This is a genomic window from Streptomyces lydicus, from assembly GCF_001729485.1.
Lineage (GTDB): Bacteria > Actinomycetota > Actinomycetes > Streptomycetales > Streptomycetaceae > Streptomyces > Streptomyces lydicus_D.
Genome location: NZ_CP017157.1, coordinates 1,931,161 through 1,954,328 on the forward strand (window position 1 = coordinate 1,931,161; position 23,168 = coordinate 1,954,328).

Annotated in this window: 17 protein-coding genes and 1 pseudogene; 4 read left to right on the forward strand and 14 right to left on the reverse strand. The window is 73.7% G+C overall.

Annotation, left to right across the window (positions count from 1 at the left end; genetic code table 11):
- Positions 1-85 precede the first annotated feature (85 nt).
- On the forward strand, positions 86-553 hold the full coding sequence (locus SL103_RS08305; RefSeq protein WP_244303873.1) for an RDD family protein: 468 nt from the start codon (positions 86-88) through the stop codon (positions 551-553).
- 90 nt (positions 554-643) lie between these two features.
- On the opposite strand, the gene SL103_RS08310 is transcribed toward SL103_RS08305, so the two are convergent.
- The 4 genes from SL103_RS08310 to lipB all read right to left on the reverse strand — a co-directional run bounded on the left by SL103_RS08310 (position 644) and on the right by lipB (position 3,632).
- Complete coding sequence (locus tag SL103_RS08310) at positions 644-1,354, reverse strand: DUF4191 domain-containing protein (RefSeq protein WP_069568092.1); 711 nt, start codon at positions 1,352-1,354, stop codon at positions 644-646.
- Positions 1,355-1,364: 10 nt separating this feature from the next.
- The gene (locus SL103_RS08315) at positions 1,365-1,583 is read right to left on the reverse strand and encodes an SCO2195 family GlnR-regulated protein (RefSeq protein ID WP_069568093.1); all 219 of its coding nucleotides are present in this window, start codon (positions 1,581-1,583) and stop codon (positions 1,365-1,367) included.
- A gap of 213 nt (positions 1,584-1,796) precedes the next feature.
- A complete protein-coding gene (gene lipA, locus SL103_RS08320; RefSeq protein WP_069568094.1) occupies positions 1,797-2,747 on the reverse strand; it encodes a lipoyl synthase in 951 nt (316 codons plus the stop codon).
- 120 nt (positions 2,748-2,867) lie between these two features.
- Positions 2,868-3,632, reverse strand: coding sequence for a lipoyl(octanoyl) transferase LipB (gene lipB, locus SL103_RS08325; RefSeq protein ID WP_397742540.1), 765 nt, complete (start codon positions 3,630-3,632; stop codon positions 2,868-2,870).
- A gap of 328 nt (positions 3,633-3,960) precedes the next feature.
- On the opposite strand from lipB, the pseudogene SL103_RS08330 reads away from it, so the two are divergent.
- Positions 3,961-5,417, forward strand: a pseudogene (locus tag SL103_RS08330) (regulator).
- A gap of 64 nt (positions 5,418-5,481) precedes the next feature.
- On the opposite strand, the gene SL103_RS08335 reads toward SL103_RS08330, so the two are convergent.
- The 3 genes from SL103_RS08335 to SL103_RS08345 all read right to left on the reverse strand — a co-directional run bounded on the left by SL103_RS08335 (position 5,482) and on the right by SL103_RS08345 (position 8,616).
- Positions 5,482-6,786, reverse strand: coding sequence for an NAD(P)/FAD-dependent oxidoreductase (locus SL103_RS08335; RefSeq protein WP_069568096.1), 1,305 nt, complete (start codon positions 6,784-6,786; stop codon positions 5,482-5,484).
- 254 nt (positions 6,787-7,040) lie between these two features.
- Positions 7,041-7,955, reverse strand: a complete 915-nt coding sequence (locus SL103_RS08340) for a TIGR01777 family oxidoreductase (protein WP_069568097.1) — start codon at positions 7,953-7,955, stop codon at positions 7,041-7,043.
- Between the two features lie 142 nt (positions 7,956-8,097).
- Positions 8,098-8,616, reverse strand: a complete 519-nt coding sequence (locus SL103_RS08345; protein ID WP_069568098.1) for a DUF4240 domain-containing protein — start codon at positions 8,614-8,616, stop codon at positions 8,098-8,100.
- A 272-nt stretch (positions 8,617-8,888) separates the two neighbouring features.
- Between SL103_RS08345 and SL103_RS08350 the strand changes: the two genes are divergently transcribed.
- Both SL103_RS08350 and SL103_RS08355 read left to right on the forward strand, forming a co-directional pair.
- A complete protein-coding gene (locus tag SL103_RS08350; RefSeq protein WP_069568099.1) occupies positions 8,889-10,793 on the forward strand; it encodes a hypothetical protein in 1,905 nt (634 codons plus the stop codon).
- Positions 10,794-10,945: 152 nt separating this feature from the next.
- Positions 10,946-11,941: an SDR family oxidoreductase gene (locus SL103_RS08355; protein ID WP_069568100.1), complete on the forward strand. Its 996-nt coding sequence runs from the start codon at positions 10,946-10,948 to the stop codon at positions 11,939-11,941.
- A 4-nt stretch (positions 11,942-11,945) separates the two neighbouring features.
- Here SL103_RS08355 and SL103_RS08360 read toward each other — a convergent pair whose 3' ends face one another.
- From SL103_RS08360 to SL103_RS08390, 7 genes are all read right to left on the reverse strand, one after another.
- Positions 11,946-12,956: a helix-turn-helix transcriptional regulator gene (locus tag SL103_RS08360; protein ID WP_069568101.1), complete on the reverse strand. Its 1,011-nt coding sequence runs from the start codon at positions 12,954-12,956 to the stop codon at positions 11,946-11,948.
- A 240-nt stretch (positions 12,957-13,196) separates the two neighbouring features.
- The gene (gene aceE / locus SL103_RS08365; protein ID WP_069568102.1) at positions 13,197-15,896 is read right to left on the reverse strand and encodes a pyruvate dehydrogenase (acetyl-transferring), homodimeric type; all 2,700 of its coding nucleotides are present in this window, start codon (positions 15,894-15,896) and stop codon (positions 13,197-13,199) included.
- Between the two features lie 299 nt (positions 15,897-16,195).
- Positions 16,196-16,819, reverse strand: coding sequence for a GntR family transcriptional regulator (locus SL103_RS08370; RefSeq protein ID WP_069568103.1), 624 nt, complete (start codon positions 16,817-16,819; stop codon positions 16,196-16,198).
- A 180-nt stretch (positions 16,820-16,999) separates the two neighbouring features.
- Entirely contained in the window at positions 17,000-18,760 is a 1,761-nt protein-coding gene (sucB, locus tag SL103_RS08375; protein WP_069568104.1) for a 2-oxoglutarate dehydrogenase, E2 component, dihydrolipoamide succinyltransferase, read from the reverse strand.
- A gap of 54 nt (positions 18,761-18,814) precedes the next feature.
- Positions 18,815-20,203: a dihydrolipoyl dehydrogenase gene (gene lpdA / locus SL103_RS08380; protein WP_069568105.1), complete on the reverse strand. Its 1,389-nt coding sequence runs from the start codon at positions 20,201-20,203 to the stop codon at positions 18,815-18,817.
- A gap of 311 nt (positions 20,204-20,514) precedes the next feature.
- On the reverse strand, positions 20,515-22,059 hold the full coding sequence (locus tag SL103_RS08385; RefSeq protein ID WP_069568106.1) for a leucyl aminopeptidase: 1,545 nt from the start codon (positions 22,057-22,059) through the stop codon (positions 20,515-20,517).
- Between the two features lie 234 nt (positions 22,060-22,293).
- The gene (locus SL103_RS08390) at positions 22,294-23,088 is read right to left on the reverse strand and encodes an adenosylcobinamide-GDP ribazoletransferase (protein ID WP_069568107.1); all 795 of its coding nucleotides are present in this window, start codon (positions 23,086-23,088) and stop codon (positions 22,294-22,296) included.
- Positions 23,089-23,168 lie beyond the last annotated feature (80 nt).

Sequence of the window (23,168 nt, forward strand, 5' to 3'; positions counted from 1 at the left end):
GTCACCCCGTGCCTGCGCGGCGCCGCCCGGGCCCCGCCGCCGACCTCCCCGCGGGGAACGTATGCGGTCGCAGTACCGTGGACGGGTGGACAACAGGCAAGCAATCGGATCGTGGATCTCCGGGCCCCGCGCGGCAGCCGAGGACATGGGTGTCGAGTTCGGACACCGCGGGCAGCGGCTCGGGCTGCCGGAGGAGGGGCCGGGCTCGCTGGCCCGCCCCGGGCGCCGCTTCGCCGCGCTCTTCATCGACTGGGCGCTGTGCATGCTCATCGCGTACGGCCTGCTCAGCGGCGGTAAGGCGCAGTCCGCGAGCAACTGGGCGCTGGTGGTCTTCGCGGTGCTCAGCGTGCTGACGGTCGGCACGGTCGGCTTCACGCCGGGCAAGCGGATGCTCGGTCTGCGGGTGCTCGCCGAGGGCGGCGGCCGGATCTCGCTGCCGCGGGTCGTGCTGCGGACGCTGCTGCTCGTCGTGGTCATCCCGGCCGTCGTCTGGGACCGGGACGGACGGGGACTGCACGACCGCCTCAGCCGCGCCGTACAGGTCCGGATGTAGCCGGCGCGGAGCCGGAACGGAAGAGACGAACGGGTGGGCCCGGGACCTTCGCGGTCCCGGGCCCACCCGTTTGTGTACGAGCCGGCCGGCTCAGCGCGTCTTGCCGCCGCCCTTGGGCATGCGCATGCCCTTCGGCATCGGCCCCTTCGGCACCGGCATGTTGCTCATCAGGTCGCCCAGCGCACGCAGCCGGTCGTTCACCGCGGTGACCTGCGCGCCCGGCAGCACCCGCGGCAGCTTCAGCAGGGTCGTGCGCAGCCGCTTCAGCGGCACCTGGCCCTCGCCGTCGCCCACCACGATGTCGTGGACGGGGGCGTCCGCGACGGTGCGCGCCATCCGCTTCTTCTCCGCGGCCAGCAGGCCGCGCAGACGGTTCGGGTTGCCCTCGCCGACCAGCACGATGCCCGCCTTGCCGACGGCGCGGTGCACCACGTCCTGGCTGCGGTTCATGGCCACCGCCGGGGTCACGGTCCAGCCGCGCCCGACGTTGTCCAGCACGGCGGCCGCCGCACCGGGCTGGCCCTCCATCTGCCCGAAGGCAGCTCGCTCGGCGCGCCGTCCGAAGACGATCGCCATCGCGAGGAAGGCCAGGACGAAGCCCAGGATCCCCGCGTAGATGGGGTGGCCGATCACGAAGCCGATGGCAAGGAGAACGCCGAATACGACGATGCCTACGCCAGCGACGACAAGACCGACCTTGGAGTCGACCCGACGGGTCATCTTGTAGGTCAGGGCGATCTGCTTCAGTCGCCCGGAGTTCTCAGCGCCGGCAGCGCCGTCTGAGTTTGCCTTCCTCGCCATACAGCGAAGTTTACGTGGCCTGGGGACGGCGGGTAGCCGCGGCCTCCAGTACGTACTCGGCCTCGTACCGGTCCTTGGCGCGGCGGCGGTCCTCCAGGACCGATGTCCAGGCGTTGCGGCGGGCGGTGCGCTGCCCGCCGCGCATCAGGACGGCCTCGACGGCGCGCAGGGCACCGGCGACGGACGGACGGGAGAGGGCGGGGGTGGCGCGGAGCGGCGCGGCCTGCATGGTGGGTGACTCCCTCGGGTCGATCGATGAAGCAGGAAGTGGTGCGGGAGCGGTGCGTGCATCCATCGTCACGGAAAGGTGTTACCAACGGATGACCTGCCGGTCAAACACCAATGAAACGTTGACGCGGCCCGCCACGCCCCCCGTCCTGGGGGAGTGCGGGCCGCGTCTCCCAGCATGTGCCACGTTTCACAAGATGGCGCGCCGGAGAGCTCAAACCGCCTGACTGGACGCCTCGACCTCGCGCCGCTCGATGGCCTGCTGGTAAAGGCGGCCGGCGCGGTAGGAGGAGCGGACCAGCGGACCGGACATGACGCCGGCGTAGCCGATCTCCTCGGCCTCCTCCTTGAGCTCCACGAACTCGGCCGGCTTGACCCACCGCTCGATGGGGTGGTGGCGGACCGACGGGCGCAGGTACTGGGTGATCGTGATCAGCTCGCAGCCCGCGTCGTACAGGTCCTGCAGCGCCTGGCTGATCTCCTCGCGCTCCTCGCCCATGCCCAGGATGAGGTTGGACTTGGTCACCAGGCCGGCCTCGCGGGCCTTGGTGATGACCTCCAGCGAGCGCTCGTAGCGGAAGCCGGGGCGGATCCGCTTGAAGATCCGCGGGACCGTCTCCACGTTGTGCGCGAGCACCTCGGGGCGGGAGGAGAAGACCTCGGCCAGCTGCTCGGGCACCGCGTTGAAGTCGGGGATCAGCAGCTCGACGCCGGTCCCCGGCATCGTGGCGTGGATCTGCCGGACGGTCTCGGCGTACAGCCAGGCGCCGCCGTCCTCCAGGTCGTCGCGTGCGACGCCGGTGATCGTGGCGTACTTCAGGCCCATGGTCTGCACGGACTCGGCGACCCGGCGGGGCTCGTCGCGGTCCAGCTCCTGCGGCTTGCCGGTGTCGATCTGGCAGAAGTCGCAGCGGCGGGTGCACTGCTCACCGCCGATGAGGAACGTCGCCTCGCGGTCCTCCCAGCATTCGAAGATGTTGGGACAGCCCGCCTCCTGGCAGACCGTGTGCAGACCCTCGCTCTTGACCAGGCTCTGCAGATGGTTGTACTCGGGACCCATTTTCGCCCGGGTCTTGATCCACTCGGGCTTGCGCTCGATGGGGGTCTGGCTGTTCCGGACCTCCAGGCGCAGCATCTTGCGTCCGTCGGGTGCGACTGCGGACACGACCGGCTCCCTACGACTTCGTTTCTTCGGCGTACACCAGGGTACGCCCGTTGATTCGCACGTCTTTACGTGCGTGGCAACCCCGGGTGGCAGGGCCGCATTCCCGCACTGCTGTGGTGGTCAGACCGCCCGGGGCAGCAGCTCGGCGTTCTCCAGGACGGCCCGCAGGTGCTTCTCGACGACCGGCAGCACCTCGGCGATGGTCACCTCGCGGCCCAGCTCCCCGGCGAGCGAGGCGACGCCCGCGTCCCGGATGCCGCAGGGCACGATCTTGTCGAACGAGGTGTTGTCCGGGTTCACGTTCAGTGCGAAGCCGTGCATCGTGACGCCCTTGGCGACGCGGATGCCGATCGCGGCGAGCTTGCGGTCCTCGCGGCGCTGGCCGGCGTTGGACGGGGCGTACTCGGGGCCGTTCAGCCGCGGGTCGAACAGCTCGTCCGTCATCCGCGGGTCGAAGTCGAGGTTCAGCCCGCCCAGGGCCGCCCGCTCCTCCACCGGGTCGCCCAGGACCCACACACCGCTGCGGCCCTCGACCCGGGTGCCCTCGACGCCGAACTCGGCGCAGACACCGATCAGCGCCTCTTCGAGGCGGCGGACGTGCGCGACGACGTCAACCGGGCGCGGCAGCTTCTGGATGGGGTAGCCCACCAGCTGGCCGGGCCCGTGCCAGGTGATCTTCCCGCCGCGGTCGACGTCGATGACCGGCGTCCCGTCCAGCGGGCGCTCGTCGTCGGTCGTGCGCCGTCCCGCGGTGTACACGGGCAGGTGCTCCAGCAGCAGACAGGTGTCGGGCACCTCGTCGGCGAACCGGGCGGCGTGCACCCGGCGCTGCTCCTGCCAGGCCGACTCGTAGTCCACGGCCTCGGCGCCGAAGCCCAGGTGCACAAAGCGCAGCCCCTCGGGTGCGGGGGTCTCCCCCCGAGAGATCGCAGTCACGGCAGCTCCTCTTCGAACCTGTTTGCACATTCAGTGCTCTGGCGCGCCCATGCAACTGTACGGCGGCCGGTTCCGTTCCCCTCAGGCGGCCGGTGTACCGGCCCGCTGTCCGGGCCCCGGCCCTGCTCACACGATCGGATGAACGCGTGGCGCAGGCGGCGAGAACGGCTCCGAAGGGCCGTTACATTCACGCCGTTCCACAAGGGCGATGAGCATGCCGGACAGGGTCCGCCGAACCCGGCTGCCCGGCCCGGAAGGCAGGAGACCGGTAAAGCTGATGACGGAACGACCCCCGCACCACACGCCCAACCGCCAGCTCGCCGCGCTCATCGCCGAGGCGGGCTTTTCCAACGCCGGACTTGCCAGACGGGTGGATCAGCTCGGCCTGGAGCACGGGCTCGACCTCCGTTACGACAAGACGTCGGTGACCCGCTGGCTGCGCGGCCAGCAGCCGCGCGGCACCACCCCCGCGCTGATCGCCGAGGTCTTCACCCGCCGGCTGGGACGCCGGCTGTCCGCCCAGGACCTCGGCCTGGACGCCTGTGCGCCGGTGTACGCCGGGCTCGAATTCGCCGCCACCCCCAGTGAGGCGGTCGACATCGTCAGTGGGCTGTGGCGCAAGGACTCCGGGAGCCATGCCGAGCTCCGCAAGATCGCCTTCACCCCGGCCGGGCTGGTGGTGCCCAGCCGGGACTGGCTGATCGGCCGCCCCGACGACCGGGTGGCCCGCGGTGAACCCGCCGGTGAGGCGGCCGGCCGGGTGCCGGCCCAGGGCGGCCGGGCCGCGGTGCCGCGGCAGCGCCGTACGGACCGGGTCGACCGCGCCGAGGGCTCCCGGGTCACCTCCGGGGACATCGCCGCGCTGCGCTCGGTCGGCGAGCTCTTCCGCGCGCTGGACCACGCCTACGGCGGCGGCCACGCCCGGCAGGCGCTGGTGCGCTATCTGGAGCACGAGGCCGAGCCATGCTGCGCGGCACCTACGGGGAGGCCACCGGCCGCCGGCTGTTCGCGGCCGCCGCCGATCTGACCCGGCTGGCGGGCTGGACGTCGTACGACATCGCCGCACACGGCCTGGCGCAGCGGTACTTCGTCCAGGCCCTGCGGTTGGCGCAGGCCGCCGGCGACCGGGCGTACGGCTCCTACGTCCTGGTGACGATGAGCCGGCAGGCCGTCTATCTGGGGCACGGCAGGGAGGCCGTCCAGCTGGCGCGCGTCGCCCAGCAGGGCATCGGCTCCGGCGCCCCGCCCGCCGTGCAGGCGCTGCTGCACTCCGCGGAGGCCCGCGGACACGGCGTCCTGGGCGAGGTCCGGGCCTGCACGACGGCGCTGGCCCGGGCGGAGCGGGCGCTGGAGAGCGCGCGCCCCGGCGACGACATCCCGTACTGGGCGCGTTTCTTCGACGAGGCACAGCTCGCCGACGAGCTGGCGCACTGCCACCGCGACCTCCAGCAGTACCGCGCGGCCTCGCAGCACGCCGAGCGCTCCCTGCAGCTGCGCGCGGCCGGCTTCGCCCGCAGCCGGCTGTTCTGCCGGGTGGTGCTGGCGACCGCGCGGCTGGGCCTGGGCGAGCTGGAGCAGGCGTGCACGCTGGGCGCGGAGGCGGCGCTGCAGGCGTCCGAGATGCGCTCGGCGCGCGCCCACGAGTACGTCAGGGAGTTCGAGCGCCGTCTGGAGCCGTACCGCGACGCGGCGGCGGTGCGCGGCTACCGCGAGCGGGTGGCGGCGCTGGGCTGACCGCGCCCGTACGACGAAGCGGGCCCGGCCGCGGCGGCCGGGCCCTTCGCCGTACGGGCGCGGGTCAGGCCGCGGCCCGCAGGACGTCCGGCTCCGCCGTCAGGGCCGGCAGGCCGAAGTCCTGGAGCAGGGCGCGGGCGGCCCGGCGGCCGGAGTTCAGCGCGCCCTCCAGCGTGCCGGTGTCGCGGTGGTCGCCGCACACGTAGAGGCCGGCGAGGACCCGGACCGGGCGCTCCGGGTCGTGCGGCGCCGGCATCGCGGGGACCGCGTACGGATCGTGATGGCCGGTCAGCAGCTGCCAGTCGTCGGTGTGCGCCCCGTAGATCCGCTCCAGCTGCGGGCGGACGGTCTTGTCGAGGACGGACAGCGGCAGCGCCGCCGCGGCGCCGAGCACGGTCGTGGTGATCAGCGACCGGCCGGGCGGGGTACGGGACGGGTCGATCGCGCCGGCGACGTAGCTGTGGGCGACCGGGCCGTCCGTCGGCAGGACCAGCGCGGTGTCACGGAACGCCGCGCCGCGCCCCTGGGACGCCGTGCCCGCGGTGTGGTGCAGCACCGTCACGGGGTGGAAGGCCGGCACCCGCAGGCCCGGCAGCAGCTGGGCCGCGTCGCGGGCGCCGGTGGCCACCAGCACCGCCCGGCAGGGGATGGGGCCGTGCTCGGCGGTGCTGACGCCCGTGACGGAGACCGACGTGACGTGGACCGACGTACGGACCGTGCCGGGCGGCAGCGCGGCGGCGAGCAGTTCGGGGACCGCCGCGGCGCCGCCGCCGGGCAGCCACAGCGGGCCCTGCGCGTACGCCCGCAGCGCGGCCGCCGCGACCCGGCTGGAGCCGCGCAGCCGCGGATCGCACAGCAGCGTGCCCAGCAGCGGGCGCAGGAACGCGTCGTGGGCGCGCGGCGGGAAGGCGGGGCGGCCCGCCAGGGCGTCGCGGAGGGGGCGGTCGGGCGGCGTGAGGGCGGTGGGGGTGGCGCGGTCGGAGCGGTGATCGGTGTGCGTGGGGAGCCAGCGGGCGGCGCGCGTGAGGGCGCGCGCCGCGGAAAGTGCGCCCCTAGTGCTCCGGGGAGCGCCGATACGTTGGGCCCGCTGCCCGTTGTGGACGCTCAGGCCGGGCGCGAACGGACGCGGCGTCAGGTCTTCGAGCCCCGGCGTCCGGCGCAGCTCGGCGACGGGGACCGCCAGCGGCCGGCCGCAGCGGTCCAGCCGGAAGCCGTCGAGCCGGTCGGTGACGGACCGGCCGCCGATCCGTTCCGCGGCCTCCAGGACGGTGACCGACACTCCCGCGCCGGTCAGATGGCGGGCCGCGGCGAGACCGGCCGGGCCGGCTCCCACGATGACGACGTCCACGGTCGATGCGGTGCGCAGCACATGCCCCTCCCGGAGATCGGACCCAGCGTCGGCGCACCGGACTCATGCCCGGTGCCGGCGCGCGGGATGCCGAGTGTGTGTGCGAGGAGGGTAGGGAGGCGGGCGCGCGGGCGACAGGGGGCGGCCGGGGCGCGTCGGGGCGCCCTTGGCCAAAGCTTGCCGGGGGTGCGGCCGTCTACGCCGTCTGGACGGCCGTTCGCGGCCTGTCCGCGTCCCGCCGGGCCGTCCCGGCGGGTCCGCCCGCGGCGAAGCGGCTACGCCGCCCGCACCGCCTCGGCGATCCGCGGATGGTCGTAGGCGAACCCCGAGTCCAGCAGCCGCCGCGGAATCACCCGCTGACTACCCAGCACGTCACCGGCGAACTCCCCGAGCGCGACCCGCAGCACCGGCGCCGGGACGGTGCAGAGCGTGGGGCGGTGCAGTACGCGGCCCATGACGGCGGTGACCTCGCGGTTGGTGACCGGTTCCGGAGCCGTGAGGTTGACCGGGCCGGTCAGGTCCTCGGAGTCGACGAGATGGCGCAGCGCCCTGATGTGGTCCTGCAGCGAGATGAAGCTCCAGTACTGGCTGCCGTCGCCGAGCCGCCCGCCCAGGCCGAGCCGGAAGACGGGGAAGAGCCGGCCCCAGGCGCCGCCGGAGCGCGCCACGACGAGCCCGGTGCGGGCGAAGACCGTCCGGATCCCCGCCTCCTCGGCCGGCTTCGCCGCGTTCTCCCAGGCCACGCACACCTCGGGCAGGAATCCGGTGCCGGCCGGCGAGGTCTCGTCCGTCCGCCGGTCGCCGGTGTCGCCGTAGTAGCCGATCGCGCTGCCGCTCACGAACACCCGCGGCGGGGCGTCCATCGAGGCGAGCGCCGAGGCGAGGGCCCGGGTGCCCAGCACCCGGCTGTCCCGGATCTCCTGCTTGTAGGCCGCCGTCCAGCGGTGGTCGCCGACCCCGGCGCCGGCCAGGTGCACCACCGCCTCGCAGCCGGCCAGCCCGGCCGTGTCCACCCGCTGCGCCTTGGGGTCCCAGCGCACCTCGTCGGCGGCCGCGGGCGCACGCCGTACCAGCCGGACGACGTCGTGGCCTCCCCCTGGGCCTCCGGCCCGGGAGGTGCCCCCAGCGCGCAGGGACCGTACGAGCTCCGTGCCGATGAGTCCGGTCGAGCCGGTGATCGCGATCCGCATGGGCCCATACTGCCCGCAGTGCCGCGCCGGAGGCTGCATGCGCTGCCCGGCCGGCCGCCCCCGCGGTCGGAAACGGCCTCAGCGACCGCCGCCGCCACCGGACCGGCGCGCGGCTCGGTCGTACGGCCGGGGGAGACACCCCCTAGGACCGGAAGCGGTCGCAGAGGGTGGGGAAGCGCTCCGTCAGGGTCTCGTCGTCGTCGAAGTCGACATAGGTGCCCAGCGGTTCACGGGGCGGCGGGGGCAGCTGGAGGTCAGGCATCACCCCGCCGGTCATCTGCTCGTACGCCTCGTCGGCGGCGTACCCCAGGTCCTCGGCGTCGCCGTCCACCGTCTCGTCGAAGTCGTCCAGCAGCTCGGCCAGCTGGTCCGGGTCGTGCAGCGCGCCCTCGAAGACCTCCCGGCCCTGCCCGATCAGCCAGCAGCGGAAGTAGTCGAAGGCGTCGTCGCTGGCGCCGCCCAGCAACACCGAGGCCGCGGCCCACAGGTCCCAGGTGTACGCACGGTTGTAGCGGGCCTCGAAGTGGCGGGCGAAGTCCACGACGGCGTCCGGGTCGAGCACGAGCAGCCGCTCGACCAGCGCGTCGGCCTGCTCCTCGGGGTCGCCCTCGGCGGCCTCCCGGGACGCGTCGATCAGCTCCCAGAACTCCGTCTCGTCCATCACCGCTCAAGCATCTGCCCTGCCGCCCCGCGCCGCATGCGGAATGCCCCGGATGTGACGGCGCCGATGTCCGGACGGCGGAGGGCGGCGGAGGACCGTGGTCGACCCGGCCCGTGGTGACCCGCCCCGCCCGCCGGTCGCCGGTGCTCCGAGGCGGTGGTCCGCCGCATGTGACCGTCCCCAGAATCACTCGTTGGAAGGCGTGCAACGACCGAACGACGGCACAGACGGCAAATCCGCCACTTCGTGAAGGGCTGTTCCAGGCCATGCCCATGGACGAACGCACCCGGGCCGATGTCGAACGGGCCGAGGCGGTCATCGTTGAGCACTATCCACGGCTCGTCCGCCTCGCCTACCTCGTGCTGCCCCCGTCGATGGGCCGCCACCGCCGGGTCCTGACCGCGCACGGCCTGGTCCAGCGGGCGCTGCCGCGGGCCACCCGTCGTCGTCCGGCTCGCGGCCTGCCGGCGCAGCGCGGACCGGCCCCCGAGTCCGGCTACGACCAGGTGCGGCTGCGGATCCTGCGGCTGGCCCTGGCGCACGAGAGCCGGCCGGGCCCGGGACTGCCGGCGGTGCCGGTCGTCTGGGGGCTCCGGCTCTTCCCCCGGGCCGGTGGCATCGACGAACTCGGCCTGGAGCAGGCGCTGTCCGCCGTCCCGGCAGTGGTGCGGGCGGCGCTCGGGCTGTGGCACCTGGAGGGCCTGGACGAGGACGCGGCGCGCGCCGTGCTGGAGCGGGCCGGGGCCGAGGACCCGGACGCCGCGCAGCGGGCCGCCGAACAGCTGGACCGGGAGACCGTGACCGGCGCCGCCGCGCTGCTCAACTCCGGCGAGTTCGACCCCTGTACGGTGCAGACCCGGCCGACCGACCTGCTGCGCCGCCGGCAGCGGGTGCGGGCCGCGGTCGCGCTGGCGGCCGTGGCGGCGATCGGCGCGGTGGTGGCGGCGGTGCCCGGCGGCGACGACCGGCCGGCCCCCGCGGCGACCGCCGCCCAGCAGGCCCTGGACCCGGCCCGGCTGCTGCGCACCCCCAACGAGCAGTGGGCCGACACCTCCCGCGTCGACTTCACCGCCTGGCCCGCCCGCGGCCGGCAGGCCGGCGACCGGGAGTTGCTGGGACGGGCGCTGCGGGTGTGGGCGGCGCCGCCCGACGGCACCCGGATCACGGCGACCGCGGGCACCTCCACCCGCCCGCCCGGCCACCCGCCGCAGCTGCTGTACGCCGGGCTGATCGACAACGTCATGGTGGTGGTCCTGTACGACGGCGAGCGCCTGGTCCGCTACGCCGAACCGGAGGACGCCACCCCCACCCTGCACCTCGCCCGGGTCGACGCCGCGGACGTGACGACCGCCGCGGGGCTGGTCATCGGCCGGGGCAACGGCTGGATGCGCTATCTGCTCGCACCGTGGATCTCCGACGTCGCCGTCCGCGATCTGCTCGCCCCGGACAATCCGCCGCACGGGCTGCACGTCGCCCCGGACGGGGTCACCGACCGCATCCCCACCCCGCCCCCGGCGGGCGCCGGCTGCGGACGCTGGCCGGTGGCGCAGTTCCGCCCCTCGACGCGGCTCGGCGGGAGCACCCCCGCCTTCCTGCTCGCCGACCTCGACGACCTCGTGCCCGTTCACCTCACCTCGGGGCCGCCGGCGTCCGGCGGCGCCCAGGGCGCCGGGCCGCACGAGGCGACCGACCCGGCGGCGCTGCGGACCTGGGCGCGTACCGCGTGCTCGCTCGGGGCGCTGCGGGGGGCCGGCGTACGGACCGTCAACGACTGGGCGTTCGCCGAGCAGTCCCTCCCCGAGGGCGGCGGCCGGGCGACCTGGCTCTGCACCCGCGCCGACACCTGGCGCGGCCCCGGCAGCGTGACCGTCCGCTTCCTGCCGCCCGCCGACCGGCCGGCCGACCCGGGGCGGGTCGCGGGGCGGGCCGCCTCCACCGCGACCTGTGGGCGCTTCGGCCCGCAGGTGGTCGGGGACGTCAACTGGCGGGCGCGATCCGGCAGGTGGTACCTGCTCGCGGCCGGCGGCGGCCCGGTCGCCGGTCTCGACGCCACCGGCGGCGTACGGGCCACCGCCGGGGCCACCACGCTGGCCGCACCGGCCCCCGGGTCGGCGGCGCGCGCGGAGGTGGTCGGCCGGCTGCGGGACGGCCGCACGGTGCGGGCGCTCCGGCCGTAGGCGGGCGGGGCGGCGTCCGGCGGCCGCTGCCCTCGCGTCCGGCCGGCCGGGGGGACCGGGCCGTGAATCCGGACAGGGGATGTCGGGTTTCGCTGTCATCGTCACCGTGCGCGGAGAACCGGGCACACCGACCACACCGAGGAGCGGCGTACATGACGGCACAGGCGGCGACGGGGCAGGCGGCGGCGGGGGAGCTGGCCGGACGGGTGGCGCTGGTCGCCGGGGCGACCCGGGGCGCGGGGCGGGCGATGGCGATCGAGCTGGGCCGGGCCGGCGCGCTGGTGTACGTGACCGGGCGGACGACCCGGGAGCGGGTCAGTGAGGTCGGCCGGCCCACGGAGACGATCGAGCAGACCGCGGAGCTGGTGACCGCGGCGGGAGAGGCGGCCCGCAGGGCCGCGAACAAGGGCGGCGAGGGGCCACGGGACGGCGGCACCGGGATCGCCGTACCCACCGACCATCTGGATCCCGCGCAGGTCAAGGCGCTGATCGAGCGCATCGACCGCGAGCAGGGGCGGCTGGACGTGCTGGTCAACAGCGTCTGGGGCGGCGACCGGCTGATCGAGTTCGACACCAGGCTCTGGGATCTCGATCTGGACAACGCCCTGCGGATGTTCCGCCTGGGCATCGACAGCCACATCATCACCGGCCATTACGCGCTGCCGCTGCTGATCAGGCGGCCCGGCGGGCTGGTGGTCGAGGTCACCGACGGCACCGCCGCCTTCAACCGCCGCTACCGCGGCAGCCTCTGCTTCGACCTGACGAAGAACGCCCCGCACCGGATCGCCTTCGGCCTCGCCGCCGAGCTGGCCGAACACGGCGGCACGGCGGTCTCGCTCACCCCCGGCTTCCTGCGGTCCGAGGAGATGCTGGACCACTTCGGGGTGACGGAGGAGACCTGGCGCGAGGCGGTCGCCCAGGAGCCGCACTTCGCCATCGCCGAGTCGCCGGCCCTGATCGGCCGCGCCGTCCGCGCGCTCGCCGCCGACCCGGAGCGGGCGCGCTGGACCGGGCAGTCCCTCTCCAGCGGCGGGCTGGCGAAGGAGTACGGCTTCACCGACACCGACGGCTCCCGCCCGGACTGCTTCGGCTACTTCGAGGACGTGGTCTTCGGCGGCAAGCAGGCCACCGCCGCCGACTACCGCTAGCGCGCTAGGAATACAGGGCGGCCGTCCGCCGGGCGGCCGCCGCGAAGCGCTCCCGCAGCGCCGGGGGCCGGAGTACCTCGCCCTCCGGACCGAGCCCCAGCAGCTGGGCGTAGGCGACCTCGGCGGACTCCACCGCGAGCCGGACGGTCAGCCGGCCCTGTGCGTCGGGGCCGTCGCCGGACCGGGCCGCTTCGATCGCCTCCTCGGCGGCCGCGCGCTCGGTGACGTGCGGCAGCCGGCGCACCCCGAGGGCGGAGAGCCGGACCACCACCTCCTCGCGCAGGAGCGAGCGGGCGAACTGCGCGGCCCGCTCCGCCCAGAAGGCGGGCAGGTCGAACGCCTCGTCCCGGACGAACCGCCCGCCGGTGGGGCCGCCCTCCGCGCCGTCACCCCCGCCGTCCGGGGCCTCCACGGCGGTGAACCGGTCGACGCGGTAGACCCGGAAGTCCCCCTGCGCACGCGCCGCCAGATACCACACGCCCGCCTTCAGGACGAGGCCGTACGGCTCCAACTGCCGCTCCACCTCGGTGTCCTTGCGGAGGTAGCGGGCGGTGATCCGGCGGTCGTCCCAGACCGCGTCGGCGACGGCGGGCAGCAGGGCCGGGGTCCGGGGCTCCTGATACCAGGCGGGCGCGTCGAGGTGGAAGCGCTGGGCGGCGCCCGTCGCGGCGTCCCGCAGCTCGGGCAGCAGCGCGGCGGAGACCTTCAGACGGGCGGCCGACGCGGCGTCCGCGAGGCCCATCTCGCGCAGCGCGGACGGCACTCCGGACAGGAAGAGCGCCTCCGCCTCGCTGCGGCCGAGGCCGGTGAGGCGGGTGCGGTAGCCGCCTATGAGGCGGTAGCCGCCGGCCCGGCCGCGGTCCGCGTAGACGGGCACGCCGGCCTCGGAGAGGGAGAGCACGTCGCGCGCGACCGTACGCTCGGACACCTCCAGCTCCCGCGCCAGCTCGGGGCCCGTCATCGACGGCCGCGACTGGAGCAGCAACACCATCTTGATCAGCCGTGCAGCACGCATGCGTTCATCATCGCGCCGCCCACTGACAACGCGGACGAAGAAGGAAGGCCCGGCCGTAGTCAGGGCGTGACCGGCCGGGCCAGTGGGTTCCCGTGCGGAGGCTCCGGGCGCGGGAAGGTGGCCCCCGCACGGGAGTCGGTGGCCCCGGAGCGACGGGCGGCCCCGGTGTCGGCTGGGGCCGCCCCGTCTCACGGGGCGTGGTGACGGCCGCGCCTCACAGGGCGCGGGCCCGCCGAGCGCTCACAGCCCGTAGCGCTCCTTCGCCTCCTTGACCGCCTCCGGCTTGACCTCGCCGCGGCGGGCCAGGGCGGCCAGGGACTGGACGACGACGGACTGGGCGTCCACACCGAAGTGGCGGCGGGCTGCCTCGCGGGTGTCGGACAGGCCGAAGCCGTCGGTCCCGATGGAGGTCCAGTCCTGCTCGACCCAGGGGGCGATCTGGTCCGGAACGGCCCGCATCCAGTCGCTGACCGCGACGACCGGACCGGGGGCGCCAGCCAGGGCACGGGTGACGTACGGGATCCGGTCCTCGCCCTCCAGACGGGCGGCGTCGCACTCCAGGGCGTCCCGGCGCAGCTCCGTCCAGGACGGCGCCGACCAGACGTCCGCCGCCACGCCCCAGTCGGCGGCCAGCAGTTCCTGCGCCTCCAGGGCCCAGTGGACGGCCGTGCCCGAAGCCAGCAGCTGCAGGCGCGGGGCGTCGGCGGCCGCGTCGGGAGCCGCCTCCTGGTAGCGGTAGAGGCCCTTGAGGATGCCCTCCTCGACGCCTTCCGGCATGGCGGGCTGGACCTTGGTCTCGTTGTAGACCGTGAGGTAGTAGAAGACGTCCTCGCCGGCCGGGTGGGCCTCGGTCGAGCCGTACATCCGGCGCAGGCCCTCCTTGACGATGACCGCCACCTCGTAGGCGAAGGCCGGGTCGTAGGAGAGTGCCGCGGGGTTGGTCGACGCGATCAGGTGCGAGTGCCCGTCGGCGTGCTGCAGGCCCTCGCCGGTCATCGTCGTACGGCCCGCGGTGGCGCCGATCACGAAGCCGCGGCCCAACTGGTCGGCCAGCGCCCAGAACTGGTCGGCGGTGCGCTGCCAGCCGAACATCGAGTAGAAGATGTAGAAGGGGATCATCGGCTCGCCGTGCGTCGCGTACGACGTCGCGGCGGCGGTGAAGTCGGCGAGCGAACCGGCCTCGGTGATGCCCTCGTTGAGGATCTGGCCGTCCCTGGCCTCCTTGTACCAAAGGAGCTGGTCGCGGTCGACGGGGTCGTACGTCGCGCCCTTGGGGGAGTAGAGACCGGCCGTCGGGAAGAGCGACTCCATGCCGAAGGTGCGGGCCTCGTCGGGGACGATCGGCACCCAGCGCCTGCCGGTCTCCTTGTCCCGCATCAGGTCCTTGACCAGCCGTACGAACGCCATGGTGGTGGCGATCTCCTGGCTGCCGGAGCCCTTCTTCAGCGCGTCGAAGGTCTTGTCGGCCGGCATCGGCAGCGGCTTGGGGACGACCTTGCGGGCGGGCGCCGGGCCGCCGAGGGCGGCGCGCCGCTCGCGCAGGTAGACCATCTCGGGGGAGTCCTCGGCCGGGCGCCAGTACGGCACCAGGTCGCCCTCCAGCGCGCTGTCCGGGATGGGGAGTTCGAGCACGTCACGCATGGTGCGGAACTCCGCCATGGTGAGCTTCTTCATCTGGTGGTTGGCGTTGCGGGACTCGAAGCCCGTGCCGAGGGTGAAGCCCTTGACGGTCTGCGCCAGGATGACCGTCGGCGCGCCCTTGTGCTCGACGGCGGCCCGGTAGGCGGCGTAGACCTTGCGCGGCTCGTGGCCGGCGCGGGAGGTCTGGAACAGCTCCAGCAGCTTGGCGTCGGAGAGCGTACGGGCGATGGCCTGCAGCGACTCGTTCGCGCCGAAGAAGTGCTCGCGCAGGTAGGCGGCGTCGCGGGTGGCGTACGTCTGGAACTGCGCGTCGGGGGTCTCGCCGAGGCGGCGTATCAGCGCGCCGTCCGTGTCGAGCGCGAAGACCTCGTCCCAGGCGCGGCCCCACAGCGCCTTGACGACGTTCCAGCCGGCGGCGCGGAACTGGGCCTCCAGCTCCTGCACGATCTTGAAGTTGGGGCGGACCGGGCCGTCCAGGCGCTGCAGGTTGCAGTTGATGACGAAGGTGAGGTTGTCCAGGCCCTCACGGCCCGCCAGCGCCAGGGCGGCGGTCGACTCGGGCTCGTCCATCTCGCCGTCGCCCAGGAACGCCCAGACGTGGGAGTTGGCGGTGTCCTTGATGCCGCGGTGCTCCAGGTAGCGGTTGAAGCGCGCCTGGTAGATCGCGGAGAGCGGGCCGAGGCCCATGGAGACGGTCGGGAACTCCCACAGCCAGGGCAGCCGCCGCGGGTGCGGGTAGGAGGGCAGGCCCTCGCCGCCGGCCTCCTGGCGGAAGTGGTCGAGGTGGTCCTCGGTGAGGCGGCCTTCGAGGAAGGCACGGGCGTAGATGCCGGGAGAGGCGTGGCCCTGGATGTAGAGCTGGTCGCCGGAGCCGCCGGAGGACTGGTCCTCCTTGCCGTGGAAGAAGTGCTCGAAGCCGGTCTCGTACAGCCAGGCGGCGGACGCGAAGGTGGCGATGTGGCCGCCGAGGCCGAGCTTGGAGCCGCGGGTGACCATCGCGGCGGCGTTCCAGCGGTTCCAGGCGGTGATCCGGGCCTCCAGCGCCTCGTCGCCCGGGAAGTCGGGCTCGGCGGAGGTCGGGATGGTGTTGACGTAGTCCGTCTCCAGCAGGGACGGCAGGGCGGTGCCCTCGGTGCGCGCGGTGTGCTCCAGGGCACGGCGCATCAGGTAGGCGGCGCGATGCGGACCCGCTGCCTTGGTGACGGCGTCAAGCGACTCGCGCCACTCGGCGGTCTCCTCGGGGTCGCGGTCCGGGAGCTGGTCGAGCTGGCTGTACGGCAGGCGCACGGGGTCGGGCATGGGTGGCCCCTTTCCGGACGGGAGGGAAGCGGGGGGTGCCGTCGAAGTCGGGCCCGGCCCGTCGCGTGGACGGTGGGTCTTCGGCGGCACCCCGTGCGAGTTCGGCAGGGTTTCGGCAGGCAGGGTGTCGCGCCCCGACAGAGGACGATACGCCTCTGATCGATGATCGATCAACGCTCGGGGAACGAAAAACCGCAGGTCGGCACGGGGTGCCGCAATTCAGGGCACCGCGTGCCAGCCTCGGAGTCCGCCTCCGTTACGCCCCGCGGTCCCTCCCGGACCGTCGGTGCGCGCCGCCCTCAGACCCTCGGTGCGCAGCTCAGCACATGGGTCTTCAGCAGCGTCCCGATCTTCGGGTCGCGCCGCCGGAAGGCGTCCACGATCTCCTGGTGGTCCTGGGCGTGCGACCGCGGCTCCGGGCTGAACCAGCGGATCGACAGCGTCGTCCACACCTCGACGCCCAGCGACTCCCAGGTGTGCAGCAGCACGGAGTTGCCGGCGGCCCGCACGATCTCCCGGTGGAAGGCCACCGTGTGCCGCACCTGCGCCTCGCCGTCACCGGTCCGATCCGCCTCGCGCAGCGCCGCCACCTCCCGCTCCAGCGCGGCGGTGTCCTCGGCCAGCCGCCCGGCGGCCAGTTCGGCCGCCACCTGCTCCAGCCCGGCCCGCACCGGATAGCTCTCCTTGAGGTCGTCCGCGGTCAGATTCCGCACCCGTACGCCCTTGTTCGGCGCCGACTCGATCAGCTGCAGCGACTCCAGCTCCCGCAGCGCCTCCCGCACCGGTGTCTGGCTGACCTCCAGCTCCACCGCGATCCGCCGCTCCACGATCCGCTCGCCCGGCTGCCAGCGGCCGCTGACGATCCCCTCAAGGATGTGCTCGCGGATCTGCTCGCGCAGCGAATGGACGACGGGCGGGGTCATGAGGTGCTCCTTCAGAGCGCATGGCGGGGCGTGGTGTGGGGGTGCCATTATCCGGGACGGGCGAGCGGCCCCGGGGGGAAGCGGGATCGGAGACGCGCAAAGGGGCCGGCCCCGGCTCGTACGGAATGCTGTACGAACCGGGGCCGGCCCCTGCTGTCACCTACCGGGGACTGCCGGGACTCAGAGACCGATCTCGGTCTCGAACTCGGCGGCCTCCAGGAACTGCTTGACCGTGGTCAGGTAGCGGGCGGCGTCGGCGCCGTCCACCAGACGGTGGTCGTAGGAGAGCGCGAGGTAGGTCATGTCGCGCACCGCGATGGTCTCGCCGAGGTCCGGGTGGTTGATGACCACCGGGCGCTTGACGGTCGCACCGATGCCCAGGATGCCGACCTGGTTCGGGGGCACGATGACGGTGTCGAACAGGGCGCCGCGCGAACCGGTGTTGCTGATGGTGAAGGTCGCACCGGACAGCTCGTCCGGCGTGATCTTGTTCGCGCGGACCTTGCCCGCCAGGTCCGCCGTCTTGCGGGCGATACCGGCGATGTTGAGGTCACCGGCGTCCTTGATGACCGGGGTCATCAGGCCCTTCTCCGAGTCCACCGCGATACCGACGTTCTCGGTGTCGAAGTAGGTGATGGTGCCCTCGTCCTCGTTGATCCGGGCGTTGATGACCGGGTGGGCCTTCAGCGCCTGGACAGCGGCCTTGACGAAGAACGGCATCGGGGAGAGCTTGACGCCCTCACGCTGCGCGAAGGCGTCCTTGGCCTTGTTGCGCATCCGCATGATCGCGGTGATGTCCACCTCGACCACGGAGGTCAGCTGCGCCTGGCCGTGCAGGGCCTTCATCATGTTGTCGCCGATGGCCTTGCGGATGCGCGGCATCTTGACGGTCTGACCGCGCAGCGGCGACGCCTCGATGACCGGGGCCTTGGCGGCGGCGGCCGGAGCGGCGGCCGGAGCCGGCGCGGCGGCCTTCGCGGCCTCGGCGGCGGCGAGGACGTCCTGCTTGCGGATGCGGCCACCGACGCCGGTGCCCTTGACCGTGGCGAGGTCCACGCCGTTCTCCGCGGCGAGCTTGCGCACCAGCGGAGTGACGTACGCGCCCTCGCCCTCACCGGCAGCCGGCGCCGGGGTGACCGGAGCCGGAGCGGCGGCCGGAGCCGGCGCGGGGGCCGGAGCCGGAGCCGGCGCGGGGGCCGGGGCGGCAGCGGCCGGCGCCGGGGCGGGCGCGGGGGCCGGAGCCGGCTCGGCGGCGGGAGCCGGGGCGGCCGGGGCCGGGGCGGCGGCCGGGGCCGCGCCCTTGGCACCGATGACGGCGAGCTTGGCGCCGACCTCGGCGGTCTCGTCCTCGCCGACGACGATCTCCAGCAGGGTGCCGGAGGCCGGCGCCGGGATCTCGGTGTCGACCTTGTCGGTGGAGACCTCCAGCAGCGGCTCGTCGGCCGAGACCTCCTCGCCGACCTCCTTCAGCCAGCGGGTGACGGTGCCCTCGGTGACGCTCTCGCCGAGCGCGGGGAGGAGAACTTCAGTGCCGGAGGCGCCGGTGGAGCCGGTGCCTGCACCGGGGGTGCCCTCGGCGCCGCCCGCGGGGGCGGCGGCGGGGGCCTCGGGGGCCGGAGCCGCGGCGGGCTCGGGCTGCGGCTCGGCGGTCGGGGCCTCGGCCGCCGGGGCCTCGGCCGCGGGGGCGGCAGCCGGCGCACCGGTGCCGTCGTCGATGAGGGCGAGCTCGGCGCCGACCTCGACGGTCTCGTCCTCGGCCACCTTGATGGCGGACAGGATGCCGGCGGCCGGGGCCGGGATCTCGGTGTCGACCTTGTCGGTCGACACCTCGAGCAGCGGCTCGTCGGCCTCGACGCGCTCACCCTCGGCCTTCAGCCAGCGAGTGACGGTGCCCTCGGTGACGCTCTCGCCGAGCGCCGGAAGGGTTACGGAAACCGCCATGGTTTCTGTTGCTCCTTATGAATTGCGGATGTGGTCGTCGCGCCCGGACTGGGGTCAGTCGTGGGAGTGGAGGGGCTTGCCGGCGAGGGCCAGGTGGGCCTCGCCGAGCGCCTCGTTCTGGGTCGGGTGGGCGTGCACCAGCTGGGCAACCTCGGCCGGCAGGGCCTCCCAGTTGTAGATCAGCTGGGCCTCACCGACCTGCTCGCCCATACGGTCACCGACCATGTGGACGCCGACCACTGCACCGTCCTTGACCTGGACGAGCTTGATCTCGCCCGCGGTCTTGAGGATCTTGCTCTTGCCGTTGCCGGCGAGGTTGTACTTCAGCGCGACGACCTTGTCGGCGCCGTACAGCTCCTTGGCCTTGGCCTCGGTGATGCCGACCGAGGCGACCTCGGGGTGGCAGTACGTCACGCGCGGCACGCCGTCGTAGTCGATCGGGACGACGTTCTGACCGGCCAGCCGCTCCGCCACCAGCATGCCCTCGGCGAAGCCGACGTGCGCGAGCTGGAGGGTGGGAACGAGGTCACCGACCGCCGAGATCGTCGGCACGTTGGTCTGCATGTACTCGTCGACCAGGACGTAGCCGCGGTCCATCGCGACGCCCTGCTCCTCGTAGCCCAGGCCCGCCGAGACCGGCCCGCGGCCGATCGCGACCAGCAGCACCTCGGCCTCGAAGGTCTTGCCGTCGGCGAGGGTGACCTTGACGCCGTCCGCGGTGTACTCGGCCTTGTCGAAGAAGGTGCCCAGGTTGAACTTGATGCCGCGCTTGCGGAACGCGCGCTCAAGAAGCTTGGAGGAGTTCTCGTCCTCGACCGGGACGAGGTGCTTGAGGCCCTCGATGACGGTGATGTCGGTGCCGAAGGACTTCCACGCCGAGGCGAACTCGACGCCGATCACGCCGCCGCCCAGGACGATCGCCGACTTCGGCACGCGGTCCAGCTTGAGGGCGTGGTCCGAGGAGATGATGCGGTTGCCGTCGATCTCCAGGCCGGGGAGCGACCGCGGCACGGAGCCGGTCGCCAGCAGGACGTGGCGGCCCTGGACGCGCTGGCCGTTCACGTCGACGGAGGTCGGGGAGGACAGCCGGCCCTCACCCTCGATGTACGTCACCTTGCGGGAGGCGATCAGGCCCTGCAGGCCCTTGTACAGGCCCGAGATGACCTCGTCCTTGTACTTGTGGACCGCCTCGATGTCAATGCCCTCGAAAGTGGCCTTGACACCGAACTGCTCGCTCTCGCGAGCCTGGTCAGCGATCTCACCGGCGTGCAGCAGAGCCTTCGTGGGGATGCAGCCGTTGTGCAGGCAGGTACCGCCGACCTTGCCCTTCTCGATCAGGGCGACGTCCAGGCCCAGCTGCGCCCCGCGCAGGGCAGCGGCGTAACCACCGCTACCGCCTCCGAGGATCACTAGGTCGAAAACGGTGCTGGCGTCGTTCGCCACGTCACGTCCTCCATGCATGGGTACGCCGGAGCCGGTCGTCGATGACCGGACCGCGGCTGTTGTTCGGCCGCTTTAACTTCGGCCCTGGGTAAGGGGGGCCCTGTCCTGCCGAGAACCCATCTTCGCACTTGTTCCACGAAGCCGGGACGGCGGGCCGGGCTCGGGGCGGTCGATCAGCCGCCCGAAGGGGGTTACCGGCGAGTTCGGACGTGCGGATTTCGTTGAGGGCGAACACGCGGTCGTACGCACACCGACGGCCCCGGGCGGTGAGCTCGGGGCCGTACGGACATATCGGACGAGGCGGAGTGGCCTCAGCCCAGGTCGCCCGCCGCGGTGCGCTCGGCGAGCCGCACCAGGGTGCGGACCGCGGAGCCGGTGCCGCCCTTGGGGGTGTAGCCCCAGGGCGCGCCCTCGTGGAAGGCCGGACCCGCGATGTCCAGGTGCGCCCAGGTGATGCCCTCGCCCACGAACTCCTTCAGGAAGAGCCCGGCGACCAGGCCGCCGCCCATCCGCTCACCCATGTTCGCGATGTCGGCGACCGGCGAGTCCATGCCCTTGCGGAGGTGCTCGGGCATCGGCATCGGCCAGGACTGCTCGCCGACCTCCTCGGCGATCTCGTGGATCGCGGTGCGGAAGGCGTCGTCGTTGGCCATGATCCCGAAGTGGCGGTGGCCCAGTGCCAGCACCATCGCGCCGGTCAGGGTGGCGACGTCCACGATCGCGTCCGGCGACTCCTCCGACGCCCGGGTCAGCGCGTCGGCCAGCACGAGGCGGCCCTCGGCGTCGGTGTTGAGCACCTCGACGGTCTTGCCGCTGTACATCGTCAGCACGTCACCGGGGCGGGTGGCGCTGCCGGACGGCATGTTCTCGGCGAGCGCCAGCCAGCCGGTGACGTTGACCGTCAGGCCCAGCCGGGCGGCGGCCACCACCGCGGCGAAGACCGCGGCGGCACCGCTCATGTCGCACTTCATGGTCTCGTTGTGGCCGGCCGGCTTGAGCGAGATGCCGCCCGAGTCGTACGTGATGCCCTTGCCGACCAGCGCCAGGGTCTTCTCCGCCTTGGGGTGGGTGTAGGCGATCCGCACCAGCCGCGGCGGGGCCTCCGAGCCCTGGCCGACGCCCAGCAGGCCGCCGTAGCCGCCCTTCTTGAGCGCCTTCTCGTCAAGCACCTCCACCTTGAGGCCGAACTCCTTGGCCGCGGCCTGCGCCTCGGCCGCGAAGGACTTCGGGTCGAGGTCGTTGGACGGCATGTTGATCAGGTCGCGGGCGCGGTTGATCTCCGCGGCCAGCGCCTGGGCCCGCTCGGCGGCGGCCTTGAACTCCTTGTCGCGCGGCTTGGTGCCGAGGAGCGCGACCTCCGCCAGCGGCGCCGACTTGGCGTCGTTCTTCTTGCCGCCCTTGGCGTTCTGCCCGTTGCCGTTGCTGCGGTACGCGGTGAAGGTGTACGCGCCGAGCAGCGCGCCCTCGCTCACCGCGGCGGCCGCCTCGGCGTCCTCGACCGGCAGCGCGAAGCCGGCCTTCTTGCTGCCGGTCAGCGCGCGGGCGGCACTGCCCGCGGCGCGCCGCAGCGCCTCGTTGTCGTACGCCTCGTCCTTGGCCGGGGCGTCGCCCAGGCCGACCGCCAGCACGACCGGCGCCTTGAGGCCGTCGGCGGCGGGCAGCTTGGTCACCTCGCCCTCGGCACCGCTCGCGCCGAGGGTCTCCAGCACACCGGCGAGCTTGCCGCCGAACGCCTTGTCCACGGCCTCCGCGCCGGGGGCGACAACGACGCCCTTGGCGCCCTTGGCCACGCCGACGACGAGGGCATCCGCACGCACCGTTGCGGCGGAGGAAGTACTGAGGGTCAGTGCAGTCACGGTGATGAGAGTCCTGTTCCGTCCGGGAATCCGTTTTTGCGCCCTGGGCGCTGCTGCGGCTGAGCCTACGCTCGGCGGCGCGGTCAGGCCCGGCCTGCTGCCGTACCGGTTACCACTCCGGCGTGCACCGGGATTCCGCCACCCGCGCCCCGCGGGCCGAACTCGCCCGGGAATCAGGTGAGTTGGGGTGATTCCCGGGGTGGGGGCGGTGTTCCGGTCCCGGGAAGAGATCCGCTAGCCCAGTGTCAGTACGACCAGCGCGGCGAGCCCCGCGGTCTCCGCCAGCGCGCCGAACACGTCCCCGGTCACCCCGCCGAACCGCCGCCGGCAGTGCCCCAGCAGCAGCTCGCCGGTGCCCAGCCCGAGCAGTGCCGCCAGTCCGGCGTGCAGCGCGCCGTACGCGCCGAGGGCGGCACCCGCGGCCGCGCACCCCGCGGCCACCAGCCCGGCGCACAGCGCCGCCGCCGGCACCGGGACGGTGCCCGCCACCGCCGCGCCCAGCCCCTCCGGCCGGGCCGCCGGCACCCCCGCGCGCGACGCCAGGGTCAGCGCGGCGCGCCCGGTGACCGCCGCGATCACCGCGGCCAGTGCGCCGTACGCCCAGCCCCGGCCGTACAGCCCGGCCAGCGCGGCCACTTGGGCCAGCAGGGCGAAGAGCAGCGTGACGACCCCGAACGGGCCGATGTCGGACTGCTTCATGATGCGCAGCGCGTCCTCGGCGGGCTTGCCGCTGCCCAGGCCGTCGGCGGTGTCCGCGAGCCCGTCCAGGTGCAGTCCGCGGGTGAGCACCGCCGGCACCACGGCGGAGCCGACCGCGGCGAGCAGCGGGCCCCCGCCGAGCAGCAGCAGCGCCCCGCCGAGCGCCGCCGCGCCCAGCCCGACGGCCAGCCCGGCCAGCGGTGCGCAGAGCATCCCGCCGCGCGCCGCGTCCCGGTCCCAGCGGGTGACGCGTACCGGCAGCACGGTCAGCGTCCCGAAGGCGAAGCGCAGGGCGTCCAGGGGGGCCGGGGGAGCGGGGGTGTCGTTCACCGCGGCAGGTTATCCGGGCGGCCCCGGCGTTTGGCTCCCGCCCCCGACCGCCCCGAGAGGGCCTAATGGTTCCGGTATGT